Source organism: Parapedobacter defluvii (assembly GCF_014642075.1).
Taxonomy (GTDB): Bacteria; Bacteroidota; Bacteroidia; order Sphingobacteriales; family Sphingobacteriaceae; genus Parapedobacter; species Parapedobacter defluvii.
In genome coordinates this window covers 835080-854719 of sequence record NZ_BMIK01000001.1, presented here as the reverse complement: position 1 = coordinate 854719, position 19640 = coordinate 835080, and the positions used below count along the sequence as shown (strand labels likewise).

At 51.8% G+C, this 19640-nt stretch carries 8 protein-coding genes; all 8 read right to left on the bottom strand.

Annotated elements, in window-relative coordinates; translation table 11 throughout:
* Window positions 1-55: 55 nt before the first annotated feature.
* Window positions 56-904 carry a sugar phosphate isomerase/epimerase family protein gene (locus IEX60_RS03180; protein WP_188747256.1) on the bottom strand — a complete coding sequence of 283 codons (849 nt, stop codon included), beginning with the start codon at window positions 902-904 and terminating at the stop codon, window positions 56-58.
* A gap of 48 nt (window positions 905-952) precedes the next feature.
* Window positions 953-1993: a ThuA domain-containing protein gene (locus IEX60_RS03175; RefSeq protein WP_188747255.1), complete on the bottom strand. Its 1041-nt coding sequence runs from the start codon at window positions 1991-1993 to the stop codon at window positions 953-955.
* A 153-nt stretch (window positions 1994-2146) separates the two neighbouring features.
* Window positions 2147-3205, bottom strand: coding sequence for an aldose 1-epimerase family protein (locus IEX60_RS03170; protein WP_229717390.1), 1059 nt, complete (start codon window positions 3203-3205; stop codon window positions 2147-2149).
* A gap of 11 nt (window positions 3206-3216) precedes the next feature.
* Window positions 3217-5898 carry a c-type cytochrome gene (locus tag IEX60_RS03165; protein ID WP_229717389.1) on the bottom strand — a complete coding sequence of 894 codons (2682 nt, stop codon included), beginning with the start codon at window positions 5896-5898 and terminating at the stop codon, window positions 3217-3219.
* A 379-nt stretch (window positions 5899-6277) separates the two neighbouring features.
* The gene (locus IEX60_RS03160; protein ID WP_188747253.1) at window positions 6278-9307 is read right to left on the bottom strand and encodes a glycosyl hydrolase; all 3030 of its coding nucleotides are present in this window, start codon (window positions 9305-9307) and stop codon (window positions 6278-6280) included.
* Complete coding sequence (locus IEX60_RS03155; RefSeq protein ID WP_188747252.1) at window positions 9294-15167, bottom strand: family 78 glycoside hydrolase catalytic domain; 5874 nt, start codon at window positions 15165-15167, stop codon at window positions 9294-9296. Before IEX60_RS03155 ends, IEX60_RS03160 begins: the two co-directional genes overlap by 14 nt.
* Window positions 15168-15173: 6 nt before the next feature.
* Window positions 15174-16595, bottom strand: coding sequence for an arabinose isomerase (locus tag IEX60_RS03150; protein ID WP_188747250.1), 1422 nt, complete (start codon window positions 16593-16595; stop codon window positions 15174-15176).
* A 218-nt stretch (window positions 16596-16813) separates the two neighbouring features.
* Entirely contained in the window at window positions 16814-19633 is a 2820-nt protein-coding gene (locus IEX60_RS03145; protein WP_229717388.1) for a family 78 glycoside hydrolase catalytic domain, read from the bottom strand.
* Between the last annotated feature and the right edge of the window lie 7 nt (window positions 19634-19640).

The following is a 19640-nucleotide window of genomic DNA, read 5'->3' as shown; positions in this document are numbered from 1 at the left end:
CCGATAATCGGTGTTTATTCGTGCATCCGTGGCAAAAAATTATCCGTGGTCTACGCTAAGCGAAGTGCGACCGCAAAAACGAAATCCCTTTGACGGCGATTGCCTCGCGCGAGGGCTCGAAGTTGCGCCATATAGAGGCCGCTTTCGCGATGACCTTAACCGCTGGCGTAAATGACTCGATCACCAAACTGCCCGTATAATCGACTTCTTTCAATGCCTCCCGAATTCCTACCCAATCGATGTGGTCGTTCCCGGGCGCTCCCCGGTCGCAACCGCAGGCATGTACGTGGAACAGGTGTTTCCCCGCTTTCCGGATCGCCGCTGCCGAATCTTTCTCTTCAATATTCATATGGTACGTATCCAACAGCAAGCCCACGGCTTCGTGATCTACCGCCTGGGTCAGTTTCAGGGCCTGCTCACAGGTATTGATAAAGTCGGTTTCGTAACGGTTTAAAGGCTCAATCGCTAATTTCCTTCCCAAATCACCCGCACGGGCCGCCAGTGTCTTCATGTGCTTCACGACGATATCCCATTGCACCTTGTAATCGTCGTCCGTGGTCTGCTCCGTACGGCCCACCGTAGAATACAAGGGTCCAACCAACACAGGGCAATCCAGCAGGACCATCGTTTCCAAGACCTGGCTGATGTAATCGATAGAATTCTGCTGTTCTTCTTTGGTGCCGCGCAGATCACGGCCGGGTCCCATTGCCGCACAGATGGAAGAGCAACGTAAACCGTTGTCGTCCAATGCCCGTTTAATCAGATGCGGATCGATATGGGATGCATCTTCCAATGCAATTTCGATCGCATCGCTTCCCCAATCCTTAAATTGCCGGATAATATCGATGCTTTCATTGGTAAAGGGAGAAGTGAGTAAGAAGGTGTTGACGCCGATTGTTAACATGTTGTCTTTTATTAGATGGAAATTTAAATATACTACGCATACGCGTTGTTATTCTGCAAGCCTGTAATCTGCAGGGAACTTACCTTTTTTGAAACTATCAAAGCCGAACATCGTCGGTTGATAGGGAGAAACGAATGCAACATCTGCCTTTTCCGGGACCGGTTGCCCCACCGCCCAAAAACAGGCATTCACCAGTAATCTCCGCAAATCTTCGTTGACCAAGTCTACCGAAGCACCCATCGTCGTTGCAAAAGCCTTTCCTTCCTTCCCCCCTTCAAGGGCATACGTCCTTGTCCAGGCCACGGGCAGTGCCTCCTTGTCTTCGTTGATGGGCGCGTCGGCAGTCATCCCACGGGTGGACTGCCCATACACCAGCACTTCTGCACCTTCGAGTGCTCCAACGGTGTATACATCCGTGGGTACCCAAATATCGGCTACACCATTCAATAAGGGGTTGGCCACCGCTGCCTCGTTGTTCACGCCGCGCGTACCCTCTTTGCCGTGATCACCATGGTGGTCCACCCACGTTTCCCCAAGGACCAGCTTACCAAATCCCTGTTCCCATCCCGGCACCGTACTCTGAAAATCGTACTTCGCATACGGATCGCCCGGATTTTTTGCATAATGAAATGCGTGCGTGGCGGTACGCAACCCGATAACGGGCTTTCCTGCTTTTAAGTACGCATCGATGTAGCGCATCTGATAGGGGGGCAATTCGCGGAAACGGGTAAAGATCACCATCAGATCAGCCGATTCCAAGTTCTCCAGACCGGGAATATTGGACGGTTGATTCGCGTCGATTTCTCCCGTTAAGGAGTCTATGGAGAACAATACCGTGCACGTAAAGCCAAACCGTTTGGCCAATATCTGAGCCAGCATGGGCAACGCCTCTTCCGACCGGTATTCCTCATCTCCACTGATAAAAACAATGTTCTTGCCTTTTCCCGGGCCTTCCTTGCCCTGATAGGTCACCCATTGTTCCTGTTCAGGTTCCTTTTGCCCCGGAGCGGAGGCGGTACCCGAACAAGCCACAAAGCCGCACACGGCAATCAGCAAAAGGAGTGACAACGTTTTCTTTTGATGGTTCATGAATAATTGGTAATATGGTTATACAACGGTTCTAAGATAATGAATTACCTCCTGAATCCCGCACTTGAATCAACATTTACGCTTATAAGCCACAGATGCACAGATAAGTACCTGTTATCCGTGGCTATCTGTGCATCCGTGGCTATTTTTGAGTTACCTACTTGCCGTACGCTGCAAAAAATCGGCGATCTCGTCCGATCGGTCTAATATCCGCACCGTGACCTCGTATTCCCTCCGCTCGCCCGGTTCCAGCAGAATGAGCGAGCCCTCTTCCCGGGCTTTTGCCTGGCCAATCGGCGGGTGGGTACCCGGTTCCAGTCCTACCACACATTCTCCCGGCCCCCAATGCTGCCAATTCGTCAACCAAGGTAACTGTGCTTTGTTGAATTCAATCGACAGTGCAATACCGATGCGTGGATTATGGATCCCGCAGTAACATTTCCCATTCGCATCGGCATCTACATCGATAAATGCCGCTTCCTCACCACTGCCTACGTGATCCTCCAGGGGCGGGCTTCCTTTCCGGAAGGGTTGTCCTTCACGGAAGATCTTTGCCCGGTCTTCCCCTTCCCGCGAAACCCAAGGCCCCCGCCAGCAGATGTCTACACCTTCATCGACCAACGGCCATCCCAGGTTCATGTGATAAAGCAACATGTGAGGAGCCGGTATGTTACCATGGTTGACTACCTCATCGTGGATGCGGATGGCAGGATCACCCAGGGTTCCTGAAATCGTACGTTTCAATACAAGCTGTGTACCCAACGGCTGAGATTGCTTAATGATTCCCGTGATCTGCATGTCCATGCGACCTGCGCGTGGATCCGGCTGGATAATGGATTCAATCGTAGCGGGCAAGCCACTGAGCTGGCTGTGCAAACCCCGCTGTCCATACGCGTCCGACTCCGGCCCACCTACATGGTCCAAGCCACAGGTAGTCAGCAATCCGCCGCCAAATCCATTCAGCCATTCGATTCCCCGGTATCCAGCGGGGCTGGGAGCCACGATACCCACATGACTGATCCAAGCGAGGCTATGCGCATTGTAAAATGCATCCGCAATATCAAGTCCGCGGTCAATGACCACCTTATACCGAAGTCCTGTCCCGGTATTCACCCATGCAATACGGGTGCCTTTTCCGGGGCCGTTGTCCAGTATCGCGGTTTCTATTCCGCCCACCTGCAACGGATTTGACACTTTATGGTTCCAGTCCACGCTTTCTCCTGTTATTTATCCTGATAAACCGGGCTATTTTCATTTCCCCCCGACATGAGATACGCCACTAAATCTTTCAGCTCTTCTTCATTCAACACGTTTAATGTTCCCGGAGGCATGGTAGATACTTTAGCCACCCGTACTTCCTTCACATCGCGCTTAGGCACTTCTTTCAATACCTGTGGCGCATAGGGATTCTGGGATACCGAATAGGTATTCTCGTCTTCACTGATCAACCGGCCCAATACAGACGATCCATCTTTCAACACCAGCACCTTGGATTCGTATTGGTCAGAAATCTCAGCATTCGGATCGATAATGGCTTCCAGCATGTCGCGAACCGAAAAGCGTGTTCCCAGTTGTGTGAGATCCGGACCGATCGCCCCTCCTTCTCCACCCATCATGTGGCAAGAGGCACAACGCACGGCAGCAAACAGTGACTTACCCTGCTCAAAATTCCTTTGTCCCTTATCTCCTTCAACCACCTTCTGCGCTTCGTCCACCTTCCATGCCCTTCCGGGGCCTTTGGGTGGCACGATATTTTCAAGCAAATCTTTGCCCGATGCTGCGAGGAGCGAATCGCCCGAGATGGTATTATAGTGATCAAATTGATCTTTGGGTACTTTTTCAAGGGCTAATTTCCGTGCTGCATCGATAAAACCAACGTAGCTGTTTCCACCTTTGTATCCAAACGCGTTATAAAACCATTTGAAATAATGTTCATACAACTCAGGAGTCCACCCCGCAGAAGCCTTGCTCAATGCCGTGGCAAAATAAATCTGCTGTGCAGGCGGTGTCTTAGCTAGGGTACCGGCAATGTCCATCCCGTATTGTGGATTTCGCAAGATCAGATCAGACGAACTGGTCAATGTCGGGATCAATGTTGTCGAATCGTCTTTTGCACTATCCAACAAAGATAAGGTCTTTTCTACCGCGTAGGGAGCCCCGATCTGGATTAATATTTTGGCAAACTCCCGGTTAAGTGCGTTATCGGAAGTAGGATACGCATCGGCAAAATAAGCAGCCAATTGCTTGGCTATACCGGGTTCCGGGTCGCCCATTCGATACAATATCACCTCTAATGCCCGCAATAAGCCGATTTTATTTTCCTTCGATATCCGGTTGATATCAATAGTCATTAGCTTACGCAGCATGATCGACTGCAATTCGGGATGTCCCGATCTTGCCATTGCGGTCATGGCATGCGTTACCGTCCGGATATTCCGCTCGCGGAACACCTTTTTTCCCCACAACTTGAGCGGCTGGTGCCTCAATGCGGTGATTGCCGCATACCGGATGTACCGATCGTCGTGATTCAGGTATGGCCATACTTCCTCGACCACATTGGCATCGGGGCCTTTCTCGAAGTAGCTTTCAATTTTCCTACGGATCGTCAGTTCTTCGGTGATATCATCCTTCTTGCCCTGCGTTTCTTTTACCTTGTCCTGATTTTTATAGGATACCCGGTATAGGTCGGATTCCAGTCTGCGTCCGCCGCTAAGAAAATACAGCGCACCATCCGGACCGATCTCGCCATCCGTAAGGGGTAAGGGCGTACCGGAAAGAAATTCCTCCGCTTTCGCTTGGTAGCTCGCACCGTCACGCTCCAATTGTATAGCGTATATGATACCGAAACTCCAGTCAAAGGCTAACAGACTGTTACGGTACTTATCGGGAAATTTAGCCTTCCCGGTATACAGTAGGTTCGTAGGTGATCCCTGTCCGATATTGATCAACGAGGGAAGTTCGTCCGGATAATAGGTGGGCCACTTGCTATTCCCCGTACGCCAGCCGAATTCCGCTCCCTTTGCAACGTGCAACACGCGGGTTGGCCGGTACCACGGCATTCCAAAATCCCATTCCATGTCCGAATCGTAGGCAAACAGTTCCTCGTCATCGTTAAACGCGATATCAAACGTATTCCGGAAGCCACCTGCAACCAATTGCCAATGCTGTCCCAGTGAATCGGTTTTGGCAATCCATCCGCCCGGTGCCATGCGGTCGGTCGCGTGCCCCCTAGGATCTTTAATTTGTTGGAAAACATTGTCTTCGTCCCAGTTGGAGGGCAATAAATAGCTATCCATCTCGGGTACGTCGGTATGATTGCCGCATACGAGGTACAACGACTGTCCATCCGGGGCGAGGATGATGCTGTGCGGTCCATGTTCGCCTTCTCCATCAAATGACTTCAACAGCTTAATCTCATCAAACTGGTCGTCGTTATCTGTATCCCTCAACCGGTACAAACCACTGCTTTTTTCAAACTTTTCATCGCCCCGGTGATTGACCATCACATAGAGGCTGTTGAATGCCCAGAGCAACCCCTGTGCATAGCCCATCCCCACTTTGGTCTGTGTCGTATCATCCTTCCATTCATCGCCAGGGAGAGCAAGGCGCTTAGGCTCAGCCGTCAGCGTATCGGCACCGATTTCAGGAATATCGATCCGGTACAACGACCCATACTGATCCGAAGTAATCATCCGCCCCTTGTCGTCAAAGGTCATTGCTACCCAGGATCCCTTTTTATTTTCTGATGGGCTGTACAGGTGCTCTACCACAAAATCCGGTGCAACGTTGATTTTCTCCACTTTGGGCTTCAATGTTACCTGTTCTGTTTCCTTGTTCTCGGTTTGGCAGGCCGAAGCCAGTAGCAATACTGCGACCGCTGCTGCTAAACCGGGTCTTTTGTTCATGAAAGTTTGCATATATATCTGTTAGTCCAATTGTTTGTGCGAATGTAAGGATTCAATAGCCGGTTCGGATGTAAATAAATAAGAATCAAGTCTTCTGAACTGACGGAAGGATCCTGCATAAGTCGCAGTACAAACGCACTTATCGGGTTACAATAAGTATAAAACCATTCAGCAGACGCTTTCTTGTCGTCGCTTGCAACCCTACTCAATATGTTTGTCTCGTTGTATAGTCTATTCAGCGCCATCGTTGGAGGCTGGTATTCCAATTTATTATAACTGGTATACCGCAATAGTACTGCCTTTTGGATAAAAAGGCAACCTGTGCTGTCCTGTGATAGAGGCAAATTTGATGTGGTAGATGGCAACAGCAAACCGTCCCTTACCAACTAGCCTGTTGAATAACGACGGGCCCTAACAAGCCTGACCTGAGTAGCGGTGAATCTGCCCCATAGTGCCTGTAGGTGGTAAACGTGTACCGTTTGCTCGGTCGCGGTTTTCCCGTCACCAACCAATCGGGCCAGCCGTTTTGATCTATTCCATCGTCCGGCAGCCGTTCGTCCCCGATCAGGCGGTTCGGCCACAAATTGGTCACTTCAATTTCCAGCACGTTCTGTTTGTCCTCAACCAAATCACCAATCGCAACCTTCCACGGTGCCGTCCATACCACGCCCAACGGCTTTCCGTTCAGCTTCACCCGGGCGATGTTACAGACCTCACCGAGGTCGAGCCAGAGTTGGCTCTTGCCGGTTACCGATTGGGGTAGATCAAATGTTTTGCGATAGACGGCTGTGCCCGAATAGTACTTAATCCCCTCATTGTGCAGGGTTGTCCAGTCAGCCAGCGTATCGAAGCTCGTATTTGCCGGTCCACCCCATTTGGAATCGAACGAAACTTCCCAAGGACCATCTAACCGGAATACGGGTTCATAATCCGCAAAATTGGTAGGCTTGTCCGAATCATCGGCCGCCTGTCCGGACGGGAAAACAATAAAATAGCTTTGATACGGCTCAAACGTCAATGGAATCGATGTGGTACGTTCTGAAACCGTGTAGACCGGCAGCGGACGCATCGTTCCCGATACAGGATCCCACAACTGCGGTGCCCCTCTTGTACTGCGGAACCGGGCCGCTGTCTGGATCAGGCTGTCCGTACGATTGGCAACAAAATAACAATCCCAATCCGGCCCACGACGGTGTGTATACCGTACAGAACCGTCAGATTCAAAATCCGGCACAACATCCATTCCGCTCAGAATATCGGCAACGTGCTCGTAACGCGGATATAGCCTGTCAAGATCACGGCTGAGAGCACCTCCCCAATGGATCGCACCTTTTCCATAGGCAAGGCGTTGGGGCTGTTGGGGGATGACGGACGTACCCCACATCTTACCCGCTAACTGCCGCACTGCTTCGTCGCATTGCGGATAATCCGATAGGCTGGGCGATTGCGAAGGCGGTAACCCGACAACGACAGCACCTTCTCGGACCAATGTGTCGATCTTTGCCAGCAAGGCAGGAGTGATTGTATGGATGTGCGGCATCACCAGGATGCGGTAGGAAGCTCCTCCCGGGAAAACTATCCGATGATCTTTTACCGCTGCTTTATACAATTGGCTTGGTGCACAGGCATCGAAGTTATAGCCCCGGCGATCGGGGATCGTATCTCCCAGGATTGCCGAAGCGGGCGGCAGAAACACATGAGGTGCACCCTCGGGTGCCAAATACAGGATATCTGCCACTGTATTGCCCTGCTGCAGGAGGAATTGCGCCCGTGCCAGGTATTGGTGGTAGGCGCCAACCATGGGCCACCAGGTTTGGTTCCGGTTCCATTGTACCCCGTAGGGTCCCATGGTCATTCCCGGGCGGAGTGAGTCGGGCAGGTGCTGATTCTGAAAGGTGTGAAATACCAGTTGGTTCAACCCTGCGGCCAGTGCCCAATCGGTCTGGTTCTTCATTTTTCCGGGGTACAACTTCCACCCTTCGTTGTTCTGCGCCGTAAACGCCTCTGCAGGTACACGAGCCTGCCCGTTCACGTGCGCAATCGACGTTGCTTCGATGACGCTAAAAGACGCATCAAAGCCAAAGCCCCTGCTCCAGAACTCCGCCATCGGCACGTCGGCCACTGCTCCCAGCTCCAAATCAGCCGTGGGATTCATGTCGTAGGGCTCAATTGATAACGTGAGCCCATGCCGTCGTCCATACGCCTTGATATGTCCGGCATGATTTTCAAGGACAAGCTCCTGTGCGGTTTGCCGCAGATCCCATAGAAAACGCTCGCTTGTTTCCATACTTTCCACGACATTGCCCGCATAAACCGGAAAAAACGGCAACGGGTCGTAACCCCGGCGTTTCCGGAATTCTTCCCGGAACCGGGGCGTCCAGTTTTGTGCCCCCATTTCCCAGCTGTCCATGTGCAGTCGTTTCAGACCTCCCGGCAAATGCGGTTTCGTTCCCCCTATTTTTTTCAGCAGCGTTCCGACATAGCGGTCCAAGTGTGCGTTTAGTGCCACCGTGTCGAATTTATCCGATTCGAATCCCAATCCCGGAACGGGTGCCGGGCGGGTAGTTGCACCATTGTTCCGCGCCACAAATCGCATTACCGTCCAATTTCCCGGTGGCACATCCCAAGTAAGCGTACCCTGGGCATCCACCTGATCGGTCAGGTCGATAATTTCCCGTTTTTGGATCGGCGAACCGGCAGCAGTATCATAACCTGCCACTTGCAGCAGATGGGGCTTTACGCCGGGTAATGAGGTAAAGGGTGCCCGGTATACCAGTGATTTCTCATCGATTCCTTCTACATGCGCGGGGTCTGCGGGCGTCGGAAAAGCCAACACGGCCACATCCTCGTAAAACGCATTCCATGTCTCACGCATTGCCGGCGTGAAGCCCCCCTCGCCAAAGTACGGTTTATGTGGTGGGGGCACCGGCAGGGACACACGCTGTTTGCTACCACCGGAAAGGGTTACTGTACTGGCAACCAAATGCTGCATGGATTGCTCAGGCCTGACCCAGGGGCCACCGCTGCCGGTCCATCCCGGACCGACACCCAGCGTGATTTCTATGCCCAGCCGTTCGGCTTCTTTGACCGCATGAGCAAACAGACGCTGCCATTCGTCGCTCAGAAAATCGACGTGCCCCCTTGGTACCCCGACGTTGACTTCCAGAAAAATCAGGCTCTCAATCCCCGCGGCTTTCATCGATTCCAGGTCTTTGGTCATGGCATCCTTGGAGAGGTTGCCGTCCATGAAATACCAATACACACCCGGACGGGCGGTAGTAGGCGGATTCAGGAATCCTTTCCTCAAATCATCGATCGGATCGTCAGAAGGCACCGCTGTAAATCCCCAGCCTAGCACAGCTGCGCATGCCAGGCCACAAACCTTTAAAAGTAGCTTATTGAACTGCATGATATGGTGTTTTATTTGATTGCAGGTTCCATTCTGTTTTAAACACATAGGTCCCGGATCCTACCTTGAAAACCGACTGATTACCCTCTTCGCCCGCGTACTCGATACCCTGGCTTTCCGAAACCTCCCTGCCCCCCTCCGTAGGCTGGCTGCCCTGACGATGCGGAACATAAATCCTGGCCTGTGTATTCGGCGGAATACAAACCTTCATTTCCAGTTCGTCGGCCAACTGGCTCCAAGCCACCTCGATGGGGCCATAGGGTGAATCGTAGCGGCCGCTTGCAGCAGGTAACCCCGCAATGATTGCCGGACGTATCTCTATTGACTTAAATGCCAAGCCATCCTCTGCCGACCGTATTCCCAGTAACCCGCTATACAGCCATTCCATAAGATGGCCCAGCATCATGTGGTTGTTGGATACGAACCGCAATGCGGCCCACGATTCGGTCAGGGCAGTGGCTCCCCGGCGAATCTGGTACCCGTAGCCCGGCACATCGTCCCGATTATTCATCTCATAAATCAACTGAGAGGCTCCCGCGTTTTCCAATGCGCGCAGCAGATAACGATAGCCCACATCGCCGGCCGTCAGTGCCCGGCCGTTGCTGACGATGCTGTCTACCAGATTTTGCTCGACCCGCTGCTTCAGGGCACTGTCTACCAACCCCAGGTACAACGGCATGGCATACGATGTCTGGCTACCCGTTGCATACACGGCGTGTGTTTTGTCAAAGTATTTCGCATTGAATGCAGATCTGATACGATCTGCCAGCAGCTGATAACGGGCGCTATCTTCCTTAAGCGCCAACTGACCGGCTATCCGGGCCATCAACGCAGCATCGTAATAATAAATTGTCGATGCCGTCAGCCCAATGGGCGTAAGCTGCGAAACGCCCGGGGCAGCGGGCCCCAGGTCAAACCAATCCCCCAATCCGTGCGAAAGCAAGTGGCCATCGGCCTTGGTTCCGAGGTACGCCAGGTACCGTGTCATCATCGGATACGCGCGTTCCAGTACCGAGCGGTCTCCATACCACTGGTACAGATACCAGGGAATAATGATGGCCGCGCTACCCCACTCCGGCGAATCCCGGAAACCACCCTCAAAGGGCACATATTCGGGTACGATATCCGGCACCAGACCGTTGTCCAGTTGACTTTCAAGCATGTCATCTACAATCTTGCTATAAAGGTTATAACAATCGTAATTGTACCGGAGGGACGCGCCGATGAGATGCGTCTGTTCCAGCCAACCCAGCTTTTCCCGGTGGGGGCAGTCGGTTGCTACACTGGCCAGGTTGCTTCGTATACCCCACCGGATCAATTCATTAATCTGATTGAAAAGCGGATTTGAACAATTGAACATCCCTACTTCCGGCGCGCTGTTTCGGGTATGCAGCATCGTTAGCCGGATTTTATCCCTGTCCAACTTCTCTTCACTTTCAACCGTCACCAATGCATACCGGAAACCGTAGTACGTAAACCGCGGCTGCCAGCTTTCATCGCCGGTTCCTTTTACGATGTATTCAAAATAATAGGGCGAACCGGAAGCTCCCTGATAAGGCAGCCCGTTGTCATCCAATATTTCGGCCGGGGTAATCCGGATTTTATCCCCCTTTTTTCCCTTAACGGCCAGCCGGATGATGCCAGAGGCATTTTGTCCAAAATCGTATAGCAGGGAATCCGCACCTACTTCGGTCATCTGCGTTGGTTCAAAAACTTCCATCACCTTAAGCGGGTAATCCCGTTCCGGCTCCATGCTCCCCGTTGGACCGTCTACCACCTGTGCAGTTTTCCAATTTGCCGCGGGAAACCCGGGCATGTTCCACCCCGGTTGCTCCCGTGTAGCATCGTAGTCTTCCCCACCGTAGATGCTGCTGAAGGTGATGGGCGATTGAGCTGTGCGCCAGGTATCGTCCGTACCGATCGTTTCGGACGTTCCATCGGTATACCGGATGAGGAGTTTTGCGCGGAGCATGGGGTATCCCTCCGCCCTGACCAATTTGCGGTACCGCTCCCGGTTGACATAGCGGAATCCCGTACCCACCACACCCCCCAACACATTTTCTCCCTGCCGCAGCTGTTCTTTTACCGAATAGGTATTGTATAGACACCGCTTTTCATACGTTGTCCATCCAGGAGCGAGGAAATGGTCACCTATGTTTTCCCCGTTGAGGGAGGCCTCGTAATGCCCCAAACCAGAAACGAAGAGATAGGCTTCCGCAACCGGTTTGTTTAAGGTAAACGATCTACGGAAATAGGGAATGACCGCCCGTTTGACCGCCTTCTCGCCCAGGTTGTCGCCATTGCCATGCACGCCGGGTACGACGTTCAGTTCCGGCGGCAAAGATTCATACCCGATCCATTTACTGACCTCCCATTCGGATGCATGGAGAATGCCGGTTACAAATGAAGCAGCGGTACTCCAGGGAGTAACCTTCCCATCCTGATCCCAGATACGTACTTTCCAGTAGTACATTTTCCCTGAAGTCAGCGGAGAACCCTGATAGGGAATAAAATGTTGCTCGTCAGAAGGCACTTTTCCCGAATCCCACAGCAGGGAATCCTCCCCCTCTAAAGCCTGGTCAGACATCGCCAGTTTGATCTGCCAGGCGGTCTGCCTGACACCCCGTTCGACGGATTCCAGTTGCCATCCAAAGCGGAGTTGTTCCGCTGTGATGCCCGTCGGTATCTCTTTACTGTCTACATTCAGTTTAACGGGAAGTGTAGGGTGTGAAGAAACTTCCCGTATTTCAAAATCTGCGATCAATCCATAGTCATACGTATCATACGCGCTGCCCGCCGGATACACGTGCGCATTGCGCCAATGCCATGGCGATACCATACCGGGCTGCGGATTTCCGTGGTGCGGCCCCAGCGTATTCTTGAGACTACCCACCACAATGACTTCCAATTCGTTTTGTCCATCTTGAACACCTTCGTTTATCTCCAACTGATAAGGCGGATAATGTACATGCCCCACCTGCTTTCCGTTCAGCTTCACGAGAGCGGCGGTTCCCTTCCAGTCGGCAAGTTTCACCACATAAGACTGTCCCTTCTTACCCTCAAAGTGCTTGATATACGCAACCTCGTGTCCGTAAAAGGGCATCCCTTGGTCTTTCCAGCTTCCCAACTTCAAAGGTGCGGCGGGCGAAATGCCCCAACCTTTGTTGAGCGAATGAAGTGAAAAATTGCCCAGGATATATACCGGTTCGATTTCGGCATGGACACTCATCCGCATGGCCTGTATGGTCAGGGTGTTGTTCCCGGTTTTACAATATTGACCGATATCGAATACCGCAAAATCGTGATCCAGCCACCATTCATTCGGACGTGGCGAAACCACCTGACCGTTTACGGATACCTGCCAAAGTTGTGGCCGTTCAACGGCCGCCTTTAGACCGGAAAATTCGGTTCCGGTGGCTATTTGGAAATGATAACTTGCCGCAAATCCCGAACCTTGCTCAAAAGTATCCCGTTGAATCGTCTGATCTCGGTATTGAACCGACGTATTCCAGGGATTACCGTCCGCAAATCCGTAGTGCTTAAATACCGTATCTGCTGCATAAAAGGTATGAATGTCTTTCAGCAACGTATCTCCGATAGCCACGTCACAAAAATCGATCGTCAATACATTCGGCTGCAACCGTCTTACCTCACTTCGCGCGGATGTAATTTCACGTCCCGGCAACGCCGGGGCCTTCCATGCCAGATATCCGCTCTTTTGCTGGTTTGCGATCAGAAATAGCGCACTCCCTGCCGGGGGAAGGGTATAACGTAGCGATTGGTAAGCGCCGGAAGCAATGCTTGGGAAATCCAGCACATCACCGGTTTCAGTGTCTACATAAAGCACCTGCTTGCCCTGTACATCCACCGCAACTTCTTTTTCCTCATCCATACTGGAATTGACCAGAAACAGCAACTGTCCATCCTGCAGCATCCGCCTGTGGTGATACAGATGCGGTTGTATGAGTTGCTGATTGCTGAATACGATATCCTCCCGTAAAAAATGATCGCGGATTACCTGCTCATCCAGTTGTGGGAAGGTTTTTAGTTCGCTTCCTTTCTTTAGCTGTGCGATTTCCGCCGCTGCCGGTGTGCCATCAATGTATCGGATCGATTCAAAAAGTACTATGTTGCCTCCCTGCTTCGCAAATTGCAGCAGTAAGTCAAACGTGATCCGATCGATGTTTTCCATACCCGGTGGGATCACCACGGTACGGTAGTCGCGTTCGCCCACCACAAAACGGGCGTTTCGTATCTGACCGTGGTCTTTGATAATATTTTCAGACCCCAGATCGTATTCAGCTTGTGCCCGTTCAAGCGTAGTGACAAACGATTGGAACCGATAGCCAATGGTATCCCTCCGGGGATCTGCGGATTGGTATGTGGAATACATCCAAGCCGATGTAGTCGGTTCAATCACCAAGATGTCATTCACCTGCTTACCAGCAGATAGTGCCAATGACAACCGCGCAAAATAGCGATTTTGCGAAGCATAGTAAGGCCACCAGGGATTGTGGTAAGAGAAGGACTGTGGATAGTCGTATTTCCGCGCACCCACCAGTGTCATGTCGGCCAGGTGCTGATTGAGTGTGTTTACTCCCAGCACATATTCCCAGTCGCCCAGGCGTTTCATATCCGTCAGGGTAAGTTCCCATCCCCCACCTCCATAGGTTTCACTTAACGTACGCTTCCGGCCCAGTTGATTGGCCACGCTAGCCAGTTCCTTAACGGCCCGGATGTTACCAAATTGTGCATTGGGACTTTCTTCGTTAAACTGATTGAACAGCATATCAATTGCCGGACGCTGGTGCCACGCATACATAGCCATATTGTCACCGCCATGGTTGGGGTTCGGCCAGCCATGTTCCCAATAATGTCCGGTCCATTCCAGTCCCTTCTTTTCGGTATATGCATGCCAGGGCTTGGACCACCGGTCAATAAACAATTGGAGCAGCACCTGATAATAATTATGCCTGATTTTCCGCCATTCGCCCACCTCCTCATAGAGCGAAGGCAAATGCGGAACCAGGTCATATCCCCAGCGCTCCCGGAACCGGTCAAACAGGTCGGGCGTCCAACGGATGTTGTCTCTTCCCTGCACCTCAATGTTGGGCTCGTCTGTAAAGATACCCGGAACGACACGGCCAAACTCTTTTCCAAAGGATTTCTCGTACCCTTTCATGGTGACCTCGATGAATTTCTCTGTCACCCCCTTATGCAACAGATCCACATACGAGAATCCGGCGTACCAGGGAGATTTGCCGTAAAAAGCTTTTTTAAATAAATAATAGGTTCCGGGGCTGTCTGCATACCGGCTATGTTGATCTGAAATATCGATAAATCCATCGGGAGTCTGACGGAGAATGATCAGATAGGCATGTGTATCCAGGGGGATTTTTTTGGCTTTTGTCAAATTGAGCATCTGACCTTGGTTATAGGACTCCGGCATGGATGCCGGTACATGGCCGCCGGCGAAACCACTCGGATACGAGTTTTCGTCGTAGATCCATACGTCCAAGCCCAGTTCTTTCCCCTTGGCCACACTGTAAGTAAACAGGCGGTTCCATTCCGCTGAAAGGTAGGGAGTGACCAGCCCCGGACGGGGATGGATAAACACACCGCCAAAGGCATTGCGTTTAAATCCACGCATCATACTGTCGATGATGGATTCGGTGACATCGGTGTGCCATACCCAGAGCGGAGCGCTTCCAAAGGAATGATCCGGTTGCTTAACCGTACCGGTTAACTGTGCGATCGTGGTGATGTCTGCCTTCCGTTGTGCATAGCCAATTTGACCGAGTAACCCCACGGTTAAGGCCAACAGACAGCCCATCCATTTGGTATGTATGCGCATTTTCATGGTCCATCAACAAATTTTAACGGTTTCTATCTGAAGTAGTTTCCCCAATTTTTCAATTTTGCGGGCAATGTGACCGGTGCCGATGGCGCAGTGATGTGCCGGGCCATAGCTGTTCCAGTTTTCCACAAACCGGCGGGCACCGATCGGAAAACGGTAGCGGCTGTTTGTGTTTCCGATCTCCAGAATAGGTCCTGGCACCGATTCCGCCTCTGCCGTCAAGAAAAACAGTTTCCCGTTGCCATCTTCGACCACGGACAGCAAGGTAACCGGACCATACTTGACCGACATTTCAACCGACAGTCCATTGCCAACCTTGCCGTGGTATACCTGTAAGGGTTTTACCTTGATTTTCCCCTCTGCAATCCGGAAGTGCCCCGGACCATCGTGCCCCATCAACACCACGTCGTCATCGAAATCCATGGCATAGTATTCGGTAAACGAGCCTCCGGCACCGAAACTGTCCATTATTTTCATCGCCTGGGCATTCTTGATTTCATATTCACCTGCAACGGGGATCCCTTGGGCGGTCAAATACGTACTTCCCAGGATAATGGAGCTCATGGTATCTTCGTTTTCCGGCACACCACGCCCCTTGTAGTAATAAGCGAGTGATCCCAGTTGATAAGTAGCCACCAATTGATCGAGCGCCAGGGAGGTACGGGCAGCACGCTCCAACTCATAAAGACTGCAATCCGGCCACACATCAAACGCTTTTTGGAAATTCGCTACGCGTTCCCGGATCTGGTCGGGTGTAACTTCATTGCGAAGTGCGGAAAGCTCGTCTACTTCCAGGTGTTCGATATGCCCCCCGAAGGTAGCCAGCTGCAAGGTCATATCCGTATAGATATCCAGCATACCCGAATAGTAGGTACCCATGGTTCCCAACCGGTTGTGAGCCATTGTATTTGCTACCTTTGCCGCCAATACCCAATCCGCCACTTCTTGCCAGCATTCATCCTTTTCGTCCACTAAACCGGTTACCTGATAAAAACGGATTCCGGACCGGTTAAAAGCATTTGCCAGTTCAGGTACCGGACAAGCCGAACAATGGGCCAACCATTCGCCGGTCATATTGCGCCTGTTACGCAGTCCATTGAAATAAGCATAATCGATGGAAGCTTCAGGCGATAGGTTCAGCACGATGACCGGTACTTTGGCACGTTGTACAACCGGAAGCACCGTAGCAGACAGGGCATACGTGGTCACATACAGAAAAATGATGTCCACATCTGCCTGCCGGAAACGGTGACCCGCATCCATGGCTTTATCCACGGTATCAATCAGCCCCAAATTAATGACGTCGACGTCGTCGGCTTCCAGGCGTCCATGTACCTGTTGCAGGTAACCGAGCAAACGGGTCTTTAATCCCTCAAACTGATCCCAATAAACGTCAAGCCCTATGCCGAATAAGCCGATTTTCAAACGCATGAATGTATTGCTTTATACTGTTTACAACTGTTTATTAATAGGATGATCCAAAGCTATTTTTTATTATTATACCCATCCATATACGTTTTGACATTACGGATGTACATTTTGGACCCGACACGCATGAGGACGTGCCACGGCATGGCCGATTTCGGGAGAATGGCATCGCTATAAACCGGATCAACACCGGGTGTTACGAGTATGGGGCAGCATTTAAATTAAAGGCCCGCTGGCTGACTTGTTAGCCGGTAGTGTCCCGGTTGCAGTTCATACCGTAAAAACCCATCCCGCCCCGGTATCTCCTTCATGGAACCATACGATGTTCGATCAATTTGTTCGCTGGGAAGCAATTCTAATACGGCGACGCTATTGGGAGGTACACTTATTTCCAATTTTAGCCTGCCATCTTCACGCGACCAGTATGACCCGATAAGTCCCTGCGGTGAATGAAACGTGGCCCTGGCCCATGTCACATCGGTTGCGGTGGCCAAGGGGGGTCTGACGATAAACCGACGGAAACCGGGCACCTCTGGATCCCGTTTAATTCCGGCCAGGCCGTCGATATACCATGCGCCCGGATAGAGGTATGAACTATGCAACAACGAATGTCCCGGCAGGTCTTTTTCCCACATCTCCCAGATCGTCGTTGCCCCATTCTCTTTCATATAGCCCCAACTGGGATACGTGGTCTGTGACACCATACTGTAAATCAGATCGTTTCTTCCTGCTTCACGGAGTAACTTAAACAGCAGGGCTCCTCCGGTGATGCCCGTATGGATGTGCCCTTTCCGCACCTCCAGGATTTCCCGCTCAAGACGCTGCATTACCCGTTCACGTACTGCTGGGGGTGGTATTTCCGCCAATAGTGCCGCAGCAAGGTTAGCCATGGAACCATCTGCATAACTATCGTCTCCGGCATTGAAATACCGTGTATGTACGGCCTGCGCCGATGCACTCGCCTGCTGTTCCCATTGGTCCGCTTCGGCCACTTTACCCAATACACGTGCAATTTTGGCTGCTGTCCGTAAGTTAAACACGTAATACGCATTGTTCAGACACAACGTCTCTGGCTTATCGTTATTCATCCCTTCGGCCGTCGCATTCGGCCATAGCCAGTCGCCCAAAAAATCCCATTGACCACCGAAGCGTTGCAGCAGATTGTCTTTCGTGTGGGACTGCAGGAAACCGAGCCATTCACTGATGAGGTGGAAATTCGTTTCCAGCACCTGCTTGTCCCCGTGGTGCTGATACATAAACCACGGAAGTGTCACCACGATGCCACCCCAAGCGGGGCCTCCGCCCCCCCAATAGGTGGGGGCCGTATGTGGGAGCACACCGTTGTTCCATATCCTGCCACTGGTTACCGCTTTCCGGGCATGATTGGGATCCAACATGTTGCCTACCATGGGTTCCGTACCCTGCACATCCCGCCAATCTTGCATCCACTTGGTATAAAATGCGCCCAGTTGGTAATTGAACATACCTGTTTCGCTGGTCGCATGGGCGTCACCACCGTACCCCATCCGTTCCCGCTGTGGGCAGTCAACAATATAGCCGCCAAGCGAAAGATTTTCGAACGTCCAGCGGATCCGGTCGTATATCCAGTTCTGCAACGAATCCGAACATTCAAATTGACTGGCGTTCTGAAAATCCGTCCGCACCATCCATCCTTTAATATCTTGAATGGCAGGTTTGCTTTTTAATCCGCGTATGGTAATCCACCGGCCCGAACTGTAGTTGAAACGGTTACGGAAGGTACCTGTACCCGATGCGCCCACTACATATGCGCTGTGGAGATTAAACGTCATGTCATCCTGTTGCCGTTCGGAATATTGAAACCGGATGGTATCTCCCGGTTGCCCGCTTACCTTGATTTCCGTCCAGCCCGCAAAGTTTACGCCCATATCTACCCGGTACGAACCATCTGGCCGGGCTTCGATGGCTACCGGTGTAATTTCATCGAACAGCCGGTTGCCTGCTACTAGCTGGGCAGATAATGCTAATGTAGTGGGATATTCAATAGCCGGATTCCAATCGGATTCGTCACATGCTAGGGTATTCCATTGTGGTAGCTCCTTACGGGCATCCCAGATTTCCCCGCCCATTTTCGCAAAATCCCATTTACCCAGCAACCGATTGGGGCTGGGATGCGTGATCCAGGAAGCATCGGTCGCGACAACAGCCATGGGTTTCGCTTCCCCAGAAGGAAACTCTTCGCGATAAATGGCTCCCTGGGCGATAACGATGGGTGTAAGGGGCCGGTCTTTTTGTAGGATATACGGAGGAAAGATAGACCAGGAGGTACCCAGCCATAGGGCGATGACGTTGGTTCCCCGTTTAAGCTGGTCCGCAATGTCATAAGCAACGTAACGGGCCCGTTTGGTGTGATCCGTCACCGCCGGAGCCAACACCTCATCACCGATACGCTCACCGTTTACATATAGCTCGTGATAACCCACCGATGCCACAAAAAGGGTAGCCTTCCGGGGTTTTTCGCTCAACTCAACCGTTTTCCGGAACCAAGGATCTGAGATGTTATTTCCGGGGGCCGCGGTGTTATACAATTCACCGCTTCCGATCCAGCTAGCCTGCCATTCACTGGCATCAAACAAGCCGGTAGTCCAAAACGCAGGTTCACTCCATGCCGATACAACTCCGTTTTCATCCTTGACCTGCACCTTCCAATGGTAAGCCCGATCGGATTGCAACGCCACACCGCCGTATTGAATTTGTTGCGTTTCATCTGAATCGATCCAACCACTATCCCAGATGTCTCCATTTTCTTTCTGCAGCAATTTTTCAGTCGAGGACACCAAAATCCGGTAGGCGGTTTGCCCCTGTCCGAAACCGGTTTTATCCGTCGCTTCCAGTATCCAACCCAACCGGGGTAGCGGCACATCTATTCCGGTCGGATTTTCAAGGTATTCGCATTGGAGGCGAACCGGTACTACCGAGGCCCTGGACTTCGACGCCTTAACATCCAAACAGGAACAGAAAAAAACCAGCAGGAACGGGAGAATTTGGAACTTATTCATCATATTTAAG